Source organism: Mesorhizobium sp. M4A.F.Ca.ET.022.05.2.1, from assembly GCF_003998845.1.
Classification (GTDB): domain Bacteria; phylum Pseudomonadota; class Alphaproteobacteria; order Rhizobiales; family Rhizobiaceae; genus Mesorhizobium.
Window position 1 is genome coordinate 1 of sequence record NZ_RZOJ01000091.1, and the last position, 17,095, is coordinate 17,095.

At 65.3% G+C, this 17,095-nt stretch carries 18 protein-coding genes and 2 pseudogenes; 7 read left to right on the forward strand and 13 right to left on the reverse strand.

What is annotated here, in order from left to right:
• The 7 genes and pseudogenes from EN745_RS12860 to EN745_RS12890 all read right to left on the reverse strand — a co-directional run.
• Nucleotides 1-342, reverse strand: a pseudogene (locus EN745_RS12860) (MFS transporter); the annotation flags it as partial.
• A gap of 164 nt (nucleotides 343-506) precedes the next feature.
• Nucleotides 507-988, reverse strand: a pseudogene (locus tag EN745_RS12865) (DUF992 domain-containing protein).
• A gap of 73 nt (nucleotides 989-1,061) precedes the next feature.
• Nucleotides 1,062-1,538, reverse strand: a complete 477-nt coding sequence (locus EN745_RS12870) for a DUF992 domain-containing protein (RefSeq protein ID WP_127421414.1) — start codon at nucleotides 1,536-1,538, stop codon at nucleotides 1,062-1,064.
• Nucleotides 1,539-1,772: 234 nt separating this feature from the next.
• On the reverse strand, nucleotides 1,773-2,627 hold the full coding sequence (locus tag EN745_RS12875; protein ID WP_126058366.1) for a tetratricopeptide repeat protein: 855 nt from the start codon (nucleotides 2,625-2,627) through the stop codon (nucleotides 1,773-1,775).
• 135 nt (nucleotides 2,628-2,762) lie between these two features.
• Nucleotides 2,763-3,026: a 30S ribosomal protein S21 gene (gene rpsU / locus EN745_RS12880; protein WP_126058367.1), complete on the reverse strand. Its 264-nt coding sequence runs from the start codon at nucleotides 3,024-3,026 to the stop codon at nucleotides 2,763-2,765.
• Nucleotides 3,027-3,203: 177 nt separating this feature from the next.
• Nucleotides 3,204-3,590: an SET domain-containing protein-lysine N-methyltransferase gene (locus tag EN745_RS12885; RefSeq protein ID WP_127421415.1), complete on the reverse strand. Its 387-nt coding sequence runs from the start codon at nucleotides 3,588-3,590 to the stop codon at nucleotides 3,204-3,206.
• 110 nt (nucleotides 3,591-3,700) lie between these two features.
• Entirely contained in the window at nucleotides 3,701-4,459 is a 759-nt protein-coding gene (locus EN745_RS12890; RefSeq protein WP_127421416.1) for an SDR family oxidoreductase, read from the reverse strand.
• Nucleotides 4,460-4,726: 267 nt separating this feature from the next.
• On the opposite strand from EN745_RS12890, the gene EN745_RS12895 reads away from it, so the two are divergent.
• From EN745_RS12895 to EN745_RS12915, 5 genes are all read left to right on the forward strand, one after another.
• Nucleotides 4,727-5,980 carry a sarcosine oxidase subunit beta gene (locus EN745_RS12895; protein ID WP_126059363.1) on the forward strand — a complete coding sequence of 418 codons (1,254 nt, stop codon included), beginning with the start codon at nucleotides 4,727-4,729 and terminating at the stop codon, nucleotides 5,978-5,980.
• Between the two features lie 63 nt (nucleotides 5,981-6,043).
• The gene (locus tag EN745_RS12900; RefSeq protein ID WP_126058369.1) at nucleotides 6,044-6,340 is read left to right on the forward strand and encodes a sarcosine oxidase subunit delta; all 297 of its coding nucleotides are present in this window, start codon (nucleotides 6,044-6,046) and stop codon (nucleotides 6,338-6,340) included.
• A complete protein-coding gene (locus EN745_RS12905; protein ID WP_127421417.1) occupies nucleotides 6,337-9,330 on the forward strand; it encodes a sarcosine oxidase subunit alpha in 2,994 nt (997 codons plus the stop codon). Before EN745_RS12900 ends, EN745_RS12905 begins: the two co-directional genes overlap by 4 nt.
• On the forward strand, nucleotides 9,323-9,901 hold the full coding sequence (locus EN745_RS12910) for a sarcosine oxidase subunit gamma (RefSeq protein ID WP_126058371.1): 579 nt from the start codon (nucleotides 9,323-9,325) through the stop codon (nucleotides 9,899-9,901). The genes EN745_RS12905 and EN745_RS12910 overlap by 8 nt, the downstream gene beginning before the upstream one ends.
• 60 nt (nucleotides 9,902-9,961) lie before the next feature.
• On the forward strand, nucleotides 9,962-10,183 hold the full coding sequence (locus tag EN745_RS12915; RefSeq protein WP_126058372.1) for a hypothetical protein: 222 nt from the start codon (nucleotides 9,962-9,964) through the stop codon (nucleotides 10,181-10,183).
• Between the two features lie 70 nt (nucleotides 10,184-10,253).
• Here EN745_RS12915 and EN745_RS12920 read toward each other — a convergent pair whose 3' ends face one another.
• The 6 genes from EN745_RS12920 to EN745_RS12945 all read right to left on the reverse strand — a co-directional run bounded on the left by EN745_RS12920 (nucleotide 10,254) and on the right by EN745_RS12945 (nucleotide 14,673).
• A complete protein-coding gene (locus EN745_RS12920; protein ID WP_127405405.1) occupies nucleotides 10,254-10,499 on the reverse strand; it encodes a DUF680 domain-containing protein in 246 nt (81 codons plus the stop codon).
• 219 nt (nucleotides 10,500-10,718) lie between these two features.
• Nucleotides 10,719-11,363, reverse strand: coding sequence for a TetR/AcrR family transcriptional regulator (locus tag EN745_RS12925; protein WP_126058374.1), 645 nt, complete (start codon nucleotides 11,361-11,363; stop codon nucleotides 10,719-10,721).
• A 143-nt stretch (nucleotides 11,364-11,506) separates the two neighbouring features.
• Nucleotides 11,507-12,283 carry an SDR family oxidoreductase gene (locus EN745_RS12930; RefSeq protein ID WP_127421418.1) on the reverse strand — a complete coding sequence of 259 codons (777 nt, stop codon included), beginning with the start codon at nucleotides 12,281-12,283 and terminating at the stop codon, nucleotides 11,507-11,509.
• Nucleotides 12,284-12,301: 18 nt separating this feature from the next.
• A complete protein-coding gene (locus EN745_RS12935; RefSeq protein ID WP_127421419.1) occupies nucleotides 12,302-13,336 on the reverse strand; it encodes a phosphotransferase in 1,035 nt (344 codons plus the stop codon).
• Nucleotides 13,333-13,857 (reverse strand): MaoC family dehydratase, encoded by a 525-nt coding sequence (locus EN745_RS12940; RefSeq protein ID WP_281033026.1) that lies wholly within the window; start codon nucleotides 13,855-13,857, stop codon nucleotides 13,333-13,335. Before EN745_RS12940 ends, EN745_RS12935 begins: the two co-directional genes overlap by 4 nt.
• On the reverse strand, nucleotides 13,858-14,673 hold the full coding sequence (locus tag EN745_RS12945) for an SDR family oxidoreductase (RefSeq protein WP_127421420.1): 816 nt from the start codon (nucleotides 14,671-14,673) through the stop codon (nucleotides 13,858-13,860). It abuts the gene before it with no gap.
• 130 nt (nucleotides 14,674-14,803) lie between these two features.
• Between EN745_RS12945 and EN745_RS12950 the strand changes: the two genes are divergently transcribed.
• Together EN745_RS12950 and EN745_RS12955 are read left to right on the forward strand one after the other, a co-directional pair.
• Entirely contained in the window at nucleotides 14,804-16,045 is a 1,242-nt protein-coding gene (locus EN745_RS12950) for an acyl-CoA dehydrogenase family protein (RefSeq protein WP_126058377.1), read from the forward strand.
• Between the two features lie 50 nt (nucleotides 16,046-16,095).
• The coding region (locus EN745_RS12955) for a zinc-binding dehydrogenase (protein WP_127421421.1) at nucleotides 16,096-17,095 on the forward strand (1,000 nt) is incomplete at its 3' end.

Below are 17,095 nucleotides of genomic sequence, written 5' to 3' on the forward strand. Positions count from 1 at the left end.
GAGTGGCATCGAGGGTGCGGTGGCGCAGATCAGCGCGCCGGCAGCATAGAGCAAGGCGGCAACCATCATGTTGGAGCGCAGCGCCACATAACTCACCAGCCGTCCGGCGGCGGCGCCGGCAACGATGGCGCCGAGCTCGTAGATCGCCAGCGACCAGCCGACCAACTGCACGCCGGCCAGTTCGCCGACCATGGCCGGCATCACCGTCGCCACCATCGTCTCGTTGGTGGCATGCAGCAGGATGCCGAGGCTGATGAAGCAAAAGCGCGCCAGGTCACCGCTCGCCCACAATGCCCGCCAGTCCACCTTGCCGCCCGCCTTGTTGCCGCTTGCCGCCGTCACGTCGATCTCCTGCTTGCCATTCGCAGCCTCATCCGCAACGCGAAAGGGCGCCAGATCCAGTTCGGCTGAGCTTGTAGAACCTCAAGCGCGGTTGAGCTCAAGAGGCCTTTTCAGGAATGTATGGCGAACGCCGCGACGCTTGAAGACCGGCTTTTGATGAGCTGTCAGTGGGCGGTGCTGCGCAGCTGGAACTGGGCGACGCCGAGGGCGATGTTGATGCCGGTCTGCGTCTGCAGGCTGAGAGGCTGCAGCGTGAAGGCCTGTTCGGAGCCGCCGACCAGCAGATTGGCGCCGGCGCCGACCGCAGCCGTCAACTCGGCGCTGGCGCCGACATAATCGCCGGCGAGCGCGCCCGGCGCGTAGATGTTCTTCAACGGCGTCAGCACCAGCCACCGCATCACGCTCTGCTTTGTGGTGCCGATGTCGAGCCCGTATTTGTTGACGGCGCCGAAATAGGCTTCCGGCGCAAAGGTCTTGTCCGCCGGGGTGAAGGTGCAACTCAGGTCCTTGCTCGAACCGAAGATGAAGCCGGTGCCGCCGCCAATGGCGCAATCGAGCACGCCGAGCTCCACGCCTTGGTCTTGGGCATGGGCGTTCCCGCACAGCCGGCAGCGGCAATGACAGCGGCGATGATGGTCTTCTGCATGGCGGTCCCCCAGAAAGCGTGCGGCGCGAAACAGTACCCTGTTCCGCGCCGCACGTAAGGGAGCAACCGCGCCTTATTTGAAGGAGTGGACCAGCTCCAGCGAGGTCACCGCGACCGCCAGATTGACGCCGGTCTGCGCCTGGACGCTGAGCGGCTCCAGCATGAAGGCGCTGTTCAGCCCGCCAACCAGAAGATTGGCGCCGCCCCCGGTGACGACGCTGGCCTCGGCGTTGACGCCGTAGTAGTTGCCGGCAAGGTCGCCCTCGTCATGGCTGCGGGTGGCGGCCAGAACCGCCCAGGCAAGCTGGCCCTGATGCGTCTGGCCTACATCGACGCCGAGCTTGGAGATCATCCCGGTATACTGCTCGGACGGCCCATGATGATAGGGGCGGAAGGTGCAGGACACGCCCTTGTTCGACGTGATGACGTACCCGACGCCGCCGTCGATGGTGCAATCAAGCGTGCCGAGCCGCAGCGTCCCGGCGCTGACGGGGAACGCGAGGACCGTGGCGGCAAGCGCGGCGGCGGCACAGTCAAGGGTTCTGATCATTGGAAAGGTCCTTTCGCAAATTTGGCCCCGATTAACGGTCGAGGTGCGCGGAGCGTTCCGCTGAAAACTTGGCGCGAAAATGGCAAGGGTTAACGCTTGCCCCGGCGGTCGGCATGGGTGGCCGCGGTTTTCATCGCCGACCACGGCTTGCAGGTTTTCAAGCGCCGGTAGCTGAAGGTCGTCGATCGAGCGGAGCGCTCAGTCGGCCGCGTCGCGCGGCGCGCCGGCTGGGTATCAGCTGGCGCTGGCGGTGTTGGTGCGCGACAGGCCGTCCTTGGCCGGCTGGTAGGTCGGATCGAGATGCACCGCCTCGCGGTAGGATTTCGCCGCCCGCGCCTTGTCGCCGCGGCGCTCGTAGATCAGCGCCTGGTTGGCCCAGGCCTCGGCGTTCTTGCCGTCGAGCTTGATGGCCATGTTGAAGTCGGAGAAGGCGTTGTCCTCGTCGTTCATGGCGAGGTAGGAGAGACCGCGGCCGTTGTAGGGCTCGGCCGCGTCCGGCGCCAGCGAGATGGCGGTCGAGAAATCCTCGATGGCGAATTTGTGCTGGCCCTGGCTTTGATAGATCAGGCCGCGATTGTGGTAGGCGCGCGCATCGGTCGTATCGAGCTGGATCGCCTTCTGGAAGTCGTTGAAGGCTTCCTGGGTCCGACCCGCCTTGCGGTAAAGATTGCCGCGGCCGATATAGGCGGCGTCGTAATTGGCGTTGATCTGGATCGATCGGTTGTAGTCGGCCAGCGCCGCCGCCTGGTTGCCGAGGAAGCGCTGGATAAGCGCGCGATTCGAATAGGCCTGGTAGAAATTCGGATTGAGCTGGATGGCGGTGTCGAAGTCCTTCAGCGCCGCCTGGTACTGGCCGCCGCGGCCGTAGGCCGAACCGCGCACATTGTAGCCTTCGGGATCCTGCGGGTTGCGCTGGATCACGGCCGACAGCGAGGAGATGTTCTCGGTCGAGCCTTGCGCCTTATCGATGTTGTTGAATTCGCCGGTCGGGGCCGTCTGGCATGCGGCAAGCGCCAGGCCCGAGAGCAGGGCCGCCGTCAGGGCGAAGCCGCGAAAAGCGGTTTTGCGCTCCACGGAAATTGCGTTCATCACTGTCCTCACTGCCGCCGCGCCGTCAGGTCCGTTCCCTCTCCGAACCGGTCCAAAATCAAACAAAAAGGTGGCGGCGATTCCGCATCGCGCCACCCTTGGGTATCCTTCGAAAAGGACGAAAAATTGGCGGTATCAGCGCGGCGAACGCGCAGCACCTGCGGCGCCAGCCGGAGCCGGACGCGGGGTCATCGGCAGCAGGCCTTCGCGCTGGGCGCGCTTGCGGGCCAGCTTGCGGGCGCGGCGCACGGCTTCCGCCTTTTCGCGGGCGCGCTTCTCGGAAGGCTTCTCGTAGTGACCGCGCATCTTCATTTCGCGGAAAATGCCTTCGCGCTGCATCTTTTTCTTCAGCGCGCGGAGCGCCTGGTCAACATTGTTGTCGCGGACGAGTACCTGCACGGGCAATCCTGTCTTTCGGGTTTGATATCAACAGGCAAACGGCCATAGCCGCTATGCCTCCGCGGCGAGTTGCACCGCGAATTGTGGCGGCTGATAGCAGAATCAGGCCGTCCTGTCCACTGCCGAATGCAATCCGGCCGCCCAAATTGCAACCGGCCGCCGCCGGCCGGCGCTTAGCTAGGCGGTTGCCAGGTGAAGGCGGGCGAAATCCTCGAAGAATTCGCCGTAGTCGCAGGTTATTTCCTCGCCGGCGGCGATGTCGCAGGTTGCGGTCGCGCCGCCATATTGCGAGAAGTCGGTGTTCGGCCGCTTGGCATGGTTCATGAAGCGGCCATTGTCGACCTCATAGACCATGAAGCCAGGCCGGTCGGGGCTGGGATAGGCGTAGCGGTCGAGCAACTCTTTCAGATGCGGAGGGGCCGCCTCGTATTTCTCGATCGGGATCAGCCGGTCGAAATCGGGATCGAGGCGCCAGATCGAGGCCCCCTTGCGGATCGGCTCGGCGGCGAAAACGCCGACGCCTTCGATGGCGCTCTGGGCGACGTAGGTCCTGATCAGCAGCATCTTTTCCGATCCGTTTTCGACGGGAAAACGGAATCGTCAAATTGCGCCGAAATGCAAGGCTGCTTCGCGACTTTTTCGGCTGGCGGGCTGTGCTATGTCCGTCAATCCCTTCACGTCCGGTTGATCGAGACGCCGCCATCGGCAAACAGCGCGGTGCCGGTGGTGAAGCTCGACGCATCGGAAGCGAGGTAAAGCGCCGAGCGGGCGATCTCTTCAGGTTGGGCGACGCGCTTCAACGCATGCAGGTTTTCGACGAACGTCCGCGATTCAGGGGTCTTGAATGTTGCCGCCGGCGTATCGGTGCCGCCCGGCAGCAGCGCGTTCACCCGCACCCCTCGCGGTCCGTACTCGGCGGCCAGCACCTGCGTCAATCCGATCAAACCGGCCTTGCTTGCGGCATAGCTGGTCATGCCGGGCATGCCGACGGTGTGACCGACAAAAGTGGACGTGAAAATCAGCGAACCGCCACCCCGCTCGACCATCGCCGGCACCTGGTATTTCGCGCCGAGAAACGCGCTGGTGAGGTTGGTGTCGAGCGTCTCGCGCCAGTCGTCGAGCGACAGGTCGGAAATCGCCCCCATCTGGCCGACAGCGCCGACATTGTTGAAGGTGATGTCGAGGCCGCCGAACCTGTCGACCGCGAGATTGACGAGGGCTTTTGCGAAGGCTTCGTCGCGCACGTCGCCGGCCAGCGCGACCGCCGTGCCGTCGGCGTCCTCGATCTCGCCGACAATCCTGTCGAGCTCCGCCTGTCGGCGGGCGGCGACGATCAGCCGGGCACCCTGTTCGGCGAAAAGTTTCGCAGTGGCGCGGCCGATGCCGGAACTGGCGCCGGTGACGATGGCGACCTTGTCTGTCAGTGCGAACATCTTCTGAGCATCCTTCTTTCGTGCCGGCCTTGCCAGCGATCGGACGCTTGGTCGCAAATGGCGGCGGTCCGAGCCACCCGAAAGCTGCATTGGGGTTTGTGCCGCGTGGCTTGGTGCTCGCCTGTGGATGTCACGGCGCAAAACGGCAAGCGCCGTCGCAAACAGCGCAAGGATGGCAGCGCGGTTTCGCTAGTGATACTCCTCGCGTGCCGAGGCGGGGATGCCCGGCCGCAAATCCGCGAAAGCTACTGGCGCGAGGCCTGGAACGTGAAGAAATATTCGGTATTCGCCATTGCCCGCGAGGCCATGCGCGGCCACAAGGGCTGGGAAGAGCAATGGTCTTCGCCGGAGCCGAAGAAGGAATACGACGTCATCATCGTCGGCGCCGGCGGCCATGGCCTGGCGACGGCCTACTACCTGGCCACCGTGCACGGCATCACCAATGTCGCGGTGCTGGAGAAGGGCTGGCTCGGCGGCGGCAACACCGGCCGCAACACCACCATTATCCGCTCCAACTATCTCTATGACGAGAGCGCCGGCATCTATGACCATGCGCTGAAGCTGTGGGATGGGCTCTCGCAGGAGCTCAACTACAACGTCATGTACTCAGCGCGCGGCGTGATGATGCTCGCGCACAATGTGCACGACATCCAGGTGCTGAAGCGCCATGTGCACGCCAACCGCCTCAACGGCATCGACAATGAATGGCTGACGCCGGAGCAGGCGAAGGAGTTCTGCCCGCCGCTCAACATCTCCAAGGATGCGCGCTATCCCGTGGTGGGTGCGGCCCTGCAGCGGCGCGGCGGCACCGCGCGTCACGACGCCGTCGCCTGGGGCTATGCCCGCGGCGCCTCGGCGCGCGGCGTCCACATCATCCAGAATTGCGAGGTGACCGGCGTCAAGCGGGCGCCGAACGGCGCGGTCATGGGCGTCGACACGACGCGCGGCTTCATCGGCGCCAAAAAGGTCGGCGTGGTCGCGGCCGGCCACTCCTCCGTCATCATGGATATGGCGGGCGTGCGCATGCCGCTGGAAAGCTATCCGCTGCAGGCGCTGGTCTCGGAGCCGGTCAAGCCGGTCGTGCCCTGCGTGATCATGTCGAACACGGTGCACGCCTATATCTCGCAGTCGGACAAGGGCGAGCTGGTGATCGGCGCCGGTACCGACCAATATGTCTCCTATTCGCAGACCGGCGGCCTGCACATATTGCAGCATACGCTCGACGCCATCTGCGAGATGTTCCCGATCTTCACGCGCATGAAGATGCTGCGCTCCTGGGGCGGCATCGTCGACGTAACGCCGGACCGCTCGCCGATCCTGGCCAAGACGCCGGTCAAGGGCCTCTATGTCAATTGCGGCTGGGGCACGGGCGGCTTCAAGGCGACGCCGGGCTCGGGCCATGTCTTTGCACATACGATTGCCAAGGACGATCCGCACCCGATCAACGCGCCCTTCACCATCGAGCGCTTCCGCACCGGCCGTCTGATCGACGAGGCCGCGGCGGCGGCGGTGGCGCACTGATGGTTGCCGAAAGGCTTTGCGACCAACCGGCCACCGGCCACGGCGAATTGTAGGAAACAACAGATGCTTCTCATCCGCTGCCCCTATTGCGAGGAAGAGCGCCCGGAACTCGAATTCCGCAACGCCGGCGAGGCGCATATCGCGCGCTCGACCAACATGGCCGGCGAAAGCGACGACGATTTCGAGAAGTTCTTCTTCATCCGTTCGAACCCCAAGGGCGTGATCTATGAGCGCTGGCGGCACATGCATGGCTGCGCGCGCTTCTTCAACGCCGTACGCGACACCGTCACCGACAAGTTCATCATGACCTACAAGGCCGGCGAGCCGAAGCCCGCGAAGCTGCCGGGAGCCTCGAAATGACCCCCTCCTTCCGCATTTCCGGCGCTGGCCGCCTCAAGCAGGCAAAGACTGCTCGCTTCAGCTTCGACGGCCTGGCCTATACCGGCGTCGAGGGCGATACGCTCGCTTCCGCGCTGCTCGCCAACGGCGTCCATCTCGTCGGTCGTTCGTTCAAGTATCACCGGCCGCGCGGCTTCCTTTCCGCCGGCGCCGAGGAGCCGAACGCCCTGGTGCAGATCGTGCGTGACGACGCGCGCAAGACGCCGAATGTGCGCGCGACCGTGCAGGAGCTCTATGACGGGCTCACCGCCAACTCGCAGAACCGCTGGCCGTCGCTCGCTTTCGACGTCGGCGCGGTCAACGACATCGCCTCGCCGCTGTTCTCGGCCGGTTTCTACTACAAGACCTTCATGTGGCCGAAGGCGGCCTGGAAGAGCCTCTACGAGCCGAAGATCCGCGCCGCGGCAGGTCTCGGCGTTTCGCCGGACAAGCCGGATCCCGACCACTATGGCGCGCGCTATGCCCATTGCGAGGTGCTGGTGCTGGGCGGCGGTGCGGCCGGCATCGCGGCGGCACTTGCCGCCGCCGAGACTGGCGTCAGGGTGATCCTCGCCGACGAGCAGGCCGAGTTCGGCGGCAGCCTGCGCTTCGAGGCCGGCGCCAGGATTGACGGCGAGGACGGCTTTGCCTGGGCTCAAGGCGCGATCGCGAAGCTCAAGGCGATGGACAATGTCCGTTTGCTGACGCGCACGACGGCTTTTGGCTATTATGCGCAGAATTTCGTCGGGCTGGTCGAGCGGGTCAGCGACCATTTGCAGAACCCGGGCAGCGATTTGCCGCGCGAGCGGCTGTGGCAGGTCCGGGCCAAGCGCGTGGTGCTGGCGACCGGCGCCATCGAACGCCACATGGTGTTCGCCGACAACGACCGTCCAGGCGTCATGCTGGCCTCGGCCGCGCGCACCTATCTCAACCATTACGGCGTCGCCGTCGGCAGGAATGTCGGCGTCTACACGGCAAACGATTCCGCCTACGCGGCGGCGATCGACCTGAAGAAGGCCGGCGTCAACATCGCCGCTATCGTCGATCTGCGCGACAACCCGACCGGGGCGGCGATCGACGAGGCGCGGGGGCTCGGCATCGAGATCAATTTCGGCCGTGCGGTGGTCCGCGCCGGCGGCAAGCTGCGCGTATCGTCGATGACCGTCCAGCCGAAGAATGGCGGCGGCGAACGCACCATCCCGGTCGACGCGATCCTGATGTCGGCCGGCTGGACGCCGTCGGTGCATCTGTTCTCGCAGTCGCGCGGCAAGGTCGCCTTCAACGAGGAGACACGGCGCTTCGTGCCGGGAACCTACGCGCAGGACTGCATCTCGGTCGGCGCCTGCAACGGCACGGATGGCCTCGACGCGACTGTCGACGAGGCCTATGCGGCCGGCGCCAAGGCGGCGAAGGAGGCCGGCGGCAAGGCAGGCAAAGGCGCCAAGCCGAAGGTCGATGCCGGCGAGAGCTGGTCGCGCGGCATGCTGGGCGCCGCGCCCGGCGCCGGACAGGGCACGACGGTCAAGGCCTTCGTCGATTTCCAGAACGACGTCACCGCCAAGGACATCCGCCAGGCGGTGCATGAAGGCATGCACTCGATCGAGCACGTCAAGCGCTTCACCACCAACGGCATGGCGACCGACCAGGGCAAGACGTCCAACATGCACGGCCTGGCGATTGCCGCCGAGACGCTCGGCAAGCCGATCCCGCAGGTCGGCCTCACCACCTTCCGCGCACCCTATACGCCGGTAACCTTCGGCTCGATCGTCGGCCATGCGCGCGGCGCGCTGTTCGACCCGACGCGCAAGACGGCGATCCACCCCTGGGCCGCCGCGCAAGGGGCGGTGTTCGAGGATGTCGGCCAGTGGAAGCGCGCCTGGTACTTCCCCCGGGGAGCCGAGGACATGCACGCCGCCGTCGACCGCGAATGCGTGACGGTGCGCAAGACGGCCGGACTGTTCGACGCCTCGACGCTGGGCAAGATCGAGGTGGTCGGACCGGACGCGGCCAAGTTCATGGAGCTGCTCTACACCAATCCGTGGGAGAAGCTGGAGCCCGGCCGCTGCCGCTATGGCATCATGCTGCGCGAGGACGGCTTCATCTATGATGACGGCGTCGTCGGCAGGCTGGCGCCGGATCGCTTCCATGTGACGACGACGACGGGCGGCGCGCCGCGCGTCATGCACCACATGGAGGACTATCTCCAGACCGAGTTCCCGCATCTCAATGTCTGGCTGACCTCGATCACCGAGCAGTGGGCGGTCATCGCCGTGCAGGGACCGAAGTCGCGCGACATCATCGCGCCGCTGGTCGAAGGCATCGACATGTCGGACGAGGCGCTGCCGCATATGTCGGTGCGCGAAGGCAGGATCTGCGGCGTGCCGACGCGGCTGTTCCGCATGTCGTTCACCGGCGAGCGCGGCTTCGAGGTCAACGTGCCGGCCGACTACGGCCAGGCGGTCTGGGAGGCGCTGTGGGCCGAAGGCCAGAAACATGGCGCCTGCGCCTACGGCACCGAGTCCATGCACGTGCTGCGCGCCGAGAAGGGCTACATCATCGTCGGCCAGGATACCGACGGCACGGTGACGCCGAACGATGCAGCCCTCGACTGGGCGGTCGGCAAGAAGAAGGCTGACTTCGTCGGCATCCGTGGTCTGACGCGGCCGGACCTTGTCGCCAAGGGTCGCAAGCAGCTTGTCGGCCTCAAGACCAAGGACCCCAAGGTGGTGCTGGAGGAGGGCGCGCAGATCGTCGAGGATCCTGGCCAAGCAATCCCGATGAAGATGATCGGCCACGTCACCTCCAGCTACTGGTCGGAGAATTGCGGCCGTTCGATCGCGCTGGCGTTGGTCGCCGGCGGACGCGACCGCATGGGCAAGACGCTCTATGTGCCGATGCCAAACGGGACGATCGAGGTGGAAGTCACCGGCATGGTGTTCTTCGACGAGAAGGGGGAGCGCCTCAATGGCTAAGGCTGCCGCAAAGACAACCGCTGCCGGCTCGCCGGCCGAGCGCCGTCCGGCGCTGGCCGGGCGCACGATAGAGGCGAAGGGCGTCACGCTTGCAGTGCTGCCGCCGGCCGAGCGCATTTCGGTGCGCGCGCCGGAGGCTTCGCTGACCGCGCTTTCGAAGGCGCTCGGCGTGAGCTTGCCGGCAAAGCCGAAGACCTCGGCGGCCAAGGCAGGGCGCACGGCGCTCTGGCTCGGGCCGGACGAATGGCTGGTGATCGACGAGGCGGGCAAGGATCCGCTCGCCGACTGCGCCAAGGTGACGGCGCTGCATTCGGCGGTCGGCATCTCGCATCGCAACGTCGCCTTTTCCGTCACCGGCCCGGCTGCCGCCGTGACCGTCAACTCCGGCTGCCCGCAAGATCTCTCTCTTGACGCGTTCCCGGTCGGCGCGGCTTCGCGCACCATCCTCGGCAAGGCCGAGATCGTGCTGCTGCGCACGGCGGCGGACGCCTTCCGGGTCGAATGCTGGCGTTCGTTCTCGGACTATGTCTTTACTCTGCTGTCGGAAGCGGCGAGCGACGCGGCGAACTGAGCCATAGGAACCATCGACGCGCCGATCCGTTTTGCGGCAGCGTGTCGAGGGAGAATGCCGATGCCGTCGAAATCCGCGCCGAGGCCGCCCAGGAAGACGGCGGCAGTCCGCTCGCTCGAGCACGAACGAACACACGAGGTCGAGGAAGAGGAACTCGAGGAAGGTCTCGAGGACACGTTCCCGGCCAGCGATCCGGTGTCGATCACCTCGACCTCCATTCCGGGCGGCCCCGCAAGACCCGGCAAGGCCAAGACGGTGCCGGGGCGCAAGCCACGCAAGTAATCGATCCAGCAAAAAAGGGCGGTCAGGATATCCTGCCGCCCTTTGAGTATTTCGTGGCGTTCGAACCGCCTTAGAACGTGCTGGGAACGATCCACGGATCGATTTCGATGCCCAGACGCTGGCCCTTGGCGGCGTCGGTCTTGGTCGTCGCGCCGGTCTTTTCGACGGAGCCGGTCGTGCCGCAATCGAGCTTCACATTGGCGTTGGTCTGGATGCAAGCCGCGGCAGGAGCCTGCTTGGCCTGATGGCTGGTGCCGGCGAAAGCGGCGCCCGAGAAGGCCAGGACGGCGGCGATAGCGAGGATTGTCTTTTTCATCATCTTTCTCCGGTCAATCTTTTTCGTACATGTACGATACGGCGTACATATACGTCCGGCGGAGTGCGAGTTCAAGTGAGAAATCGTACATGTACGGTCAAATTTTCTGAAAATACGAAAATGTCGCACGGCGCGACGCCCGGCCAGATCGGACTGTAAAAACCGGGGGTTCGCTTCTGCGCAATTCCGGCCCAAAACCGCTGGGCGGAATTGCTCCAGTCAGCAGTTGACTGGCGTTTCGGTCAGTGGCGGCACGTTCTGCGTCGAAAGCGAGGCAAGCGTGAAATCGCACATCCGCTTCACGAAAGCCTGCGGGTCGCCGAACGGATAGAAGGGGAAGGTGATCAAGAGCGAGATCGTGCCGTGGCCGACCGCCCAGAGCATGGTGGCGATGGCGCGCGGGTCGCCCTTGAGCTTGCCGGCGGCGACACAGGCCTCGACCCTGCTGATCAGCACTTTCATCGCCGGATTACCCTCTTCCATGTCCTCGTAGCTGCGGCCTTCCGGCAGCCGCGTCTTCTCGGTCATGAAGACAGTGCGGTATTCGTTGGGATTGCCGAGGCCGAAGGCGGCGTATTCGGTCATCACCGCCTGCAGGGCCTCGATCGGATCGTCGGCGGGGTGCGCCTCGATCCGCCGCGCCAGCGTCTCGAAGGCGTCCTCGGCCAGCGCGAACAGGATGTCCTGCTTGTCGGCGAAGTAGGAATAGACCGACATCGGCGCGTAGCCGACCCGCTTGGCCAGCTTGCGGATGGTCAGGCCCTCATAGCCTTCTTCCTGAACGAGCTTGTGGGCCGCTTCGACCAGTTCGGAGCGCAGCTCTGCTTTCTGTTTTTCGCGGCGTGTCTGGACGCTCAACGGCAAGGTTTGCCTGCCTTCGTTGGTTGGTTGCCTTGTTAAATTATATACGCTGTACGGAAACGAACAAGTGCGTGGCAGGTTCCCCAACGTCCGCGCTAACTCCTTGTTCCAACGCAATTCCGGACGGAAAGCGCACACCTTCTGCTCTAGATGGCGCCGATGCCGCCGTCGAGCGCCAGCGCATGGCCGGTCATGAAGGAGTTGGCGGGATCGGCAAGAAACAATATCCCCGTGGTGATCTCTTCAACTTCGCCGACCCGCTTCATCGGCACGCCACGCGTGAGTTCGGCAATCGCCTCGGCTTCCGGGGAGCCGCTGGCGCGGACGAAGCCGTCCACCATCGCTGTCCTGGTATGCGCGGGACAGACTGCGTTGATGCGCACGCCCTTGGTGGCATATTCGGCCGCCGCAGACTTCGTCAGCCCGACGACGCCATGCTTGGCGGCGGCATATACCGACAGCTTCGGCGCGCCGCCAAGCCCGGCGACCGAGGCGACATTGACGATCGCGCCGCCCTTGCCGCTTGCCTTGAACTGCCGTTCCATCTGCGGGATCTGGTGCTTCATGGCGTAGAAGACGCCGAGCAGGTCGACCTCCAGCACCCGGCGTGCTTCATCCGAGGCCACCTGCGGCAGGCGCACGAAAGCATGGACGATGCCGGCATTGTTGACGGCGATGTCCAGCCGGCCGTACTTCTCCACCGCCAGCGCGACGAGATCCTCGGAGAGTTTCTCGTCAGCGATGTTGCCGGCAAGGATTGCCGTCTCGGCATCAAGCGTCGCGGCGAAATCGCCGAGCGCAGCCTCGTCGAGATCCGATAGGACCAGCCGCGCACCTTCGGCGGCGAAGGCGTTTGCCGCGCCGCGGCCGAGGCCGCCGGTCGCACCGGTGATCAGCACCGTCGCTCCATCGAAACGGCGCATCGCTCAGCTCTCCCATTGTCAAATCTTGTTGTAGATCAGGTCCACGGCGAGCGCGGCGAGCAGTTTTACCGCCTCGCCATAGGTTTTGGCCTTTTCCGGATTGGAGGCGTTGCCGTCCAGCGCGCGCCGATAGACGCCCTGGCAGATCGCCGCCAGGCGGAAGAAGGAGAAGGCGAGGAAGAAACTCCAGTTGTCGATGCCGGTAAGCCCGCGCCGCAGGCAATACGCCTCGACATAGGCTTCTTCGGACGGCAGGCCGAGGGCTGCGCGGTCGACGCCGCCGAGGCCGCGAAAGCCCGATGAATGCGGCAGCCGCCATTGCATGCATTGATAGGCGATGTCGGCGAAGGGGTGGCCGAGCGTCGACAGTTCCCAGTCGAGCACCGCGATCACTTTCGGCTCGCTGGCTGCGAAGATCATGTTGTCCAGCCGGTAGTCGCCATGCACCAGCGAGACGCGGCCATCCTCGGCCGGCATGTGCGTCTCCAGCCAGGCGATCAGCCGATCCATGTCCGGAATGGTTCCGGTTTCGGAGGCGCGGTACTGGCTGGTCCAGCGGGCGAACTGGCGCTCGAAATAGTTGCCGGGCTTGCCGAAATCGCCAAGGCCGACGGCTTCGACATCGACGTCGTGCAGGGCGGCGAGCGTCGCGTTCATGGCGTCGTAGATGGCGGCATGATCCTCGTTCCCGGATGCCTCCGGCAGCGACGGGTCCCAAAAGATGCGGCCGTCGAGGAACTCCATGACGTAGAACATGCGGCCGATGGGCGAGTCCTCGCCTGAGAGATGCAGCATGCGCGGCACCGGCACGGCGGTGGCGGCAAGCGCCTTCATCACCCGGAACTCGCGGTCGACCTGATGCGCGGATTTCAGCAACTGGCCCGGCGGCTTGGCGCGCAGCACGTAGCGGCCGCTTGCCGCGGTCAAAAGATAGGTCGGGTTCGATTGTCCCGATTTGAACTTCTCGGTCGCGGAAAGCCCGCCAAAACCCGGGATATGCGCCTCGAGATAGGGCGCAAGCGCCGTCTGATCGAGCGCGTTCAGGTCGTTCATGCGGTCTCGGGCTGGCGCTCGATCAATGTCAGGGTCAGCCAGCGCGCGGTCAGCGCCGGCTTCTTCGAGCCCTCGATCTCGATGGTCACGTCATGCGCCGTCTGCACCCAGCCCGAGGGCCTCACCTTGACGTCGGCGAGCACGAAACGGGTGCGGATGCGCGCGCCGGTCTTTACCGGCGCCAAAAAGCGCAGCGAATCGAAGCCGTGGTTGACGCCCATCTTGCTGTTTTCGAGCGGCGGCATGGTCTCGAAGGTCATCGCCGAGAGCAGCGACAACGACAGGAAGCCATGCGCGATGGTGCCGCCGAACGGCGTCTCACGGCTGGCGCGTTCCGGATCGCAGTGGATGAACTGGTGGTCGTCGGTGGCGTCGGCGAACTGATCGATCATGCGCTGCGTGACCACGCGCCAGGGCGACACGCCGACTTCCTTGCCGACGCTGGCCAGAAGCACATCGAGACTGATCGGTTCCACGCTGATGTCCTCCACTTCACCCCCGCCGGCGTTCCGGTCGGACATTCATTCCTTGAACAGGGTCAGCCCATGCTGCACCGACTGGCCGCCGTCGATCGGCAGGATGGCGCCGGTGACATAGCAGCCCGCACGGCTGCACAAATAGAGCGTTGCGCCGGCAATGTCATCCGGCATGCCGATGCGGCCGATCGGAACATGGCCGCCGACATGTTTCGCCTGTTCCTCGGTTCCGGTGGCAAAGGCGGTCATCCGGCTCTGAAAGGGACCGGGGGCGAAGGCGTTGACGGTGATGCGGCGGGCGGCGAACTCGATCGCCAGCGTGCGCGTCAGGTGATGAACCGCGGCCTTGGAGGCGGTGTAGGAATAGGCATCGTCGGCCAATGGCTGGGTGCCCATCACCGAGCCCAGATTGATCACCCGGGCTGGATCCGCCTCGCTGGCGGCGGCGTCGAGCAACGGCAGCAGTTCACGCGTCAGATGGAAGACACCGGTGACGTTGACGCCGAACACCTTGGCCCAGGCGTGGTAGGGGAACTCTTCCAGCGGCGCCCCCCAGGAGATGCCGGCATTGTTGACCAGAATGTGCAGCTGCTCCGTCCGCGCCTTTACCTCGGCGACGAGCGCGGCGATGCCGGCCTCGCTGGAAATGTCGCCGGCAAAGCCCTCGGCATGCCCCGGGCCGCCGAGGGCGTTGATTTCGCTCGCGACCTTGATGCAGTCCTCCCCCTTGCGGGAGGCGATCATGACACTGGCGCCGGCGCTGACCAGGGCGGTCGCCGCCATGCGGCCGATGCCGGTCGCGGCACCCGTGACCAGCGCGATCTTGCCGGCGACCGAGAACAGCTCGTCCAGATAGCTCATGGCGCTCCCCCGCAATCTCGCCGCAGGCCGAGGCCAGGGGACTCGCCCATGGACTCGCGTTGACAAGGCTAGCCGAAGTACGGTCATCCTTGCCACGGGTAAAGATGCATCCCCGAAAGGACCGGAAGCGATGGCGGACATGAACCTCGGCATGACCGAGCGGCTGAAGCCGATCCACGCGCGCGTCGCGGCGATGGTGCGCGACGAGATCGCGCCGCTCGGCGAGGAATTCCTGGCCGAGATCGGCAAGGGCGGCGACCGCTGGATCTGCACGGGGCGGCAGACCGAAATCCTCGAAGGCCTGAAGAAGACCGCGCGTGAACGCGGGCTGTGGAACTTCTGGCTGACCGGCTCCGAGCGCGGTTATGGTCTCTCCACGGTCGAATACGCCTATCTGGCGGAGGAGATGGGCAAGGCGCATCTGGGAGCCGAGACCTTCAACTGCTCGGCGCCCGACACCGGCAATATGGAAGTGCTGGAGCGCTACGGCTCGGCGGAGCACAAGCAACAATGGCTGGAGCCGCTGCTCGACGGCAGGATCCGCTCGGCCTATCTGATGACCGAGCCGGACGTCGCCTCGTCCGACGCCACCAACATTTCGATGCGCTGCGAGCGGCAGGGCGGCGACTATGTGCTGAACGGCGAGAAATGGTGGGCGTCCGGCGCCGGCGATCCTCGCTGCGCCATCTACATCGTCATGGTCAGGACAGGTTCCGGCGATGACCCTCGGCATCGCCAACATTCGATGATCCTGGTGCCTTCCGATGCGAAGGGCGTGACCAAGCTGCGGGCCATGCAGGTCTATGGCGACGACGATGCGCCGCACGGCCACATGCATCTCAGGTTCGACAATGTGGTCGTGCCGGCGTCGAACCTGATCCTCGGCGAGGGCAGGGGTTTCGAGATCGCGCAGGGGCGGCTCGGACCCGGCCGCATCCATCACTGCATGCGCGCCATCGGCCAGGCCGAGATGGCGCTGGAGATGCTCTGCCAGCGCTCGGTGCGCCGCGAGGCCTTCGGCCAGCCCCTGGCGAAACTCGGCGCCAATTTCGACATCATCGCGGAATGCCGCATGGATATCGAGATGGCGAGACTGCTCTGCCTCAAGGCGGCATGGATGATCGACCAGGGCGACGCCCGCGCCGCCGCGCCCTGGATCAGCCAGATCAAGGTCGTGGCGCCGCGCGTCGCGCTCAAGGTCACCGACGAGGCGGTGCAGATGTTCGGCGCGCAAGGCATCAGCCAGGACACGCCGCTGGCGCGCTCATGGACGCATTTGCGCACGCTGCGCCTCGCCGACGGGCCCGACGCGGTGCATCGCCGGCAGGTGGCGCGAACCGAGCTGAAGAAATACACGCAGGAGAAGGTCTGAGCGCAAGGCTTGGCCAGTCACTGCTCTGCGACAAGCAAGGAGTATCCCCGATGACCCTCCCATCCGAAATGAAGGCGCTGCTGCTGACCGGCGACGGCTACACCAAGACGCCATCCGGCAGTGCGCTTGAGACGATGGACCCCTATCTCGAGCAAGGCACGATCGCGGTGCCGACGCCCGGACCGAGCCAGGTGCTGATCAAGGTCAGCCTGGCCTCGATCAACCCGTCCGACGTCGCCTTCATCAAGGGCCAGTACGGCCAGCCGCGGGTCAAGGGCCGGCCGGCTGGCTTCGAGGGCGTCGGCATCGTGGCCGCGACCGGCGGCGAGCCCTACGCAACGGGTCTGGCCGGCAAGCGCGTCGCCTTCGCCACCGGACTGTCGAACTGGGGCGCCTGGGCCGACTACGCGGTCGCGGAAGCATCGTCCTGCATCCCACTGCTCGACACGGTGCGCGACCAGGATGCTGCGGCGATGATCGTCAACCCGCTCACCGCGCTCGCCATGTTCGACATCGTCAAGCAGGACGGCGAGAAGGCCTTTATCATGACAGCCGGCGCCAGCCAGCTCTGCAAGCTGATAGCGGGCCTCGCCAAGGAAGAGGGCTACAGGCCGATCGTCACGGTGCGCCGCGACGAGCAGATCCCGCTTCTCAAGGAGGTCGGCGCGACCCATGTGCTCAATGAGAAGGCCGCGGATTTCGAGGCCACGCTCATCGAGGTGATCAAGGCCGAGCAGCCGCGCATCTTCCTCGACGCGGTCACCGGGCCGCTGGCCTCGGCCATCTTCAACGCCATGCCGAAGCGCTCGCGGTGGATCGTCTATGGCCGGCTCGACGCGGAGCCGACGGTCATCCGTGAGCCCGGCCAGCTGATCTTCCAGCACAAGCATATCGAAGGCTTCTGGCTCGCCGAATGGATGCGCCAGCACCGCGACAGCATGGGCGCGGCGGTCATGGAGGCGCAGAAGCGCTTTTCCGACGGCCGCTGGTCGACCGACGTGACGGCGGTGGTGCCGCTGGAAGAGGCGATGGCGAAGGTTCCGGCGGAAC

What these genes read in the sequence shown, in the direction of transcription:
- EN745_RS12870 (WP_127421414.1), bottom strand. Translation starts at nt 1,538, where the DNA reads ATGATCAGAACCCTTGACTGTGCCGCCGCCGCGCTTGCCGCCACGGTC.
- EN745_RS12875 (WP_126058366.1), bottom strand. Translation starts at nt 2,627, where the DNA reads ATGAACGCAATTTCCGTGGAGCGCAAAACCGCTTTTCGCGGCTTCGCC.
- EN745_RS12885 (WP_127421415.1), bottom strand. Translation starts at nt 3,590, where the DNA reads ATGCTGCTGATCAGGACCTACGTCGCCCAGAGCGCCATCGAAGGCGTC.
- EN745_RS12890 (WP_127421416.1), bottom strand. Translation starts at nt 4,459, where the DNA reads ATGTTCGCACTGACAGACAAGGTCGCCATCGTCACCGGCGCCAGTTCC.
- EN745_RS12900 (WP_126058369.1), top strand. Translation starts at nt 6,044, where the DNA reads ATGCTTCTCATCCGCTGCCCCTATTGCGAGGAAGAGCGCCCGGAACTC.
- EN745_RS12905 (WP_127421417.1), top strand. Translation starts at nt 6,337, where the DNA reads ATGACCCCCTCCTTCCGCATTTCCGGCGCTGGCCGCCTCAAGCAGGCA.
- EN745_RS12910 (WP_126058371.1), top strand. Translation starts at nt 9,323, where the DNA reads ATGGCTAAGGCTGCCGCAAAGACAACCGCTGCCGGCTCGCCGGCCGAG.
- EN745_RS12915 (WP_126058372.1), top strand. Translation starts at nt 9,962, where the DNA reads ATGCCGTCGAAATCCGCGCCGAGGCCGCCCAGGAAGACGGCGGCAGTC.
- EN745_RS12920 (WP_127405405.1), bottom strand. Translation starts at nt 10,499, where the DNA reads ATGAAAAAGACAATCCTCGCTATCGCCGCCGTCCTGGCCTTCTCGGGC.
- EN745_RS12930 (WP_127421418.1), bottom strand. Translation starts at nt 12,283, where the DNA reads ATGCGCCGTTTCGATGGAGCGACGGTGCTGATCACCGGTGCGACCGGC.
- EN745_RS12935 (WP_127421419.1), bottom strand. Translation starts at nt 13,336, where the DNA reads ATGAACGACCTGAACGCGCTCGATCAGACGGCGCTTGCGCCCTATCTC.
- EN745_RS12940 (WP_281033026.1), bottom strand. Translation starts at nt 13,857, where the DNA reads ATGTCCGACCGGAACGCCGGCGGGGGTGAAGTGGAGGACATCAGCGTG.
- EN745_RS12945 (WP_127421420.1), bottom strand. Translation starts at nt 14,673, where the DNA reads ATGAGCTATCTGGACGAGCTGTTCTCGGTCGCCGGCAAGATCGCGCTG.
- EN745_RS12950 (WP_126058377.1), top strand. Translation starts at nt 14,804, where the DNA reads ATGGCGGACATGAACCTCGGCATGACCGAGCGGCTGAAGCCGATCCAC.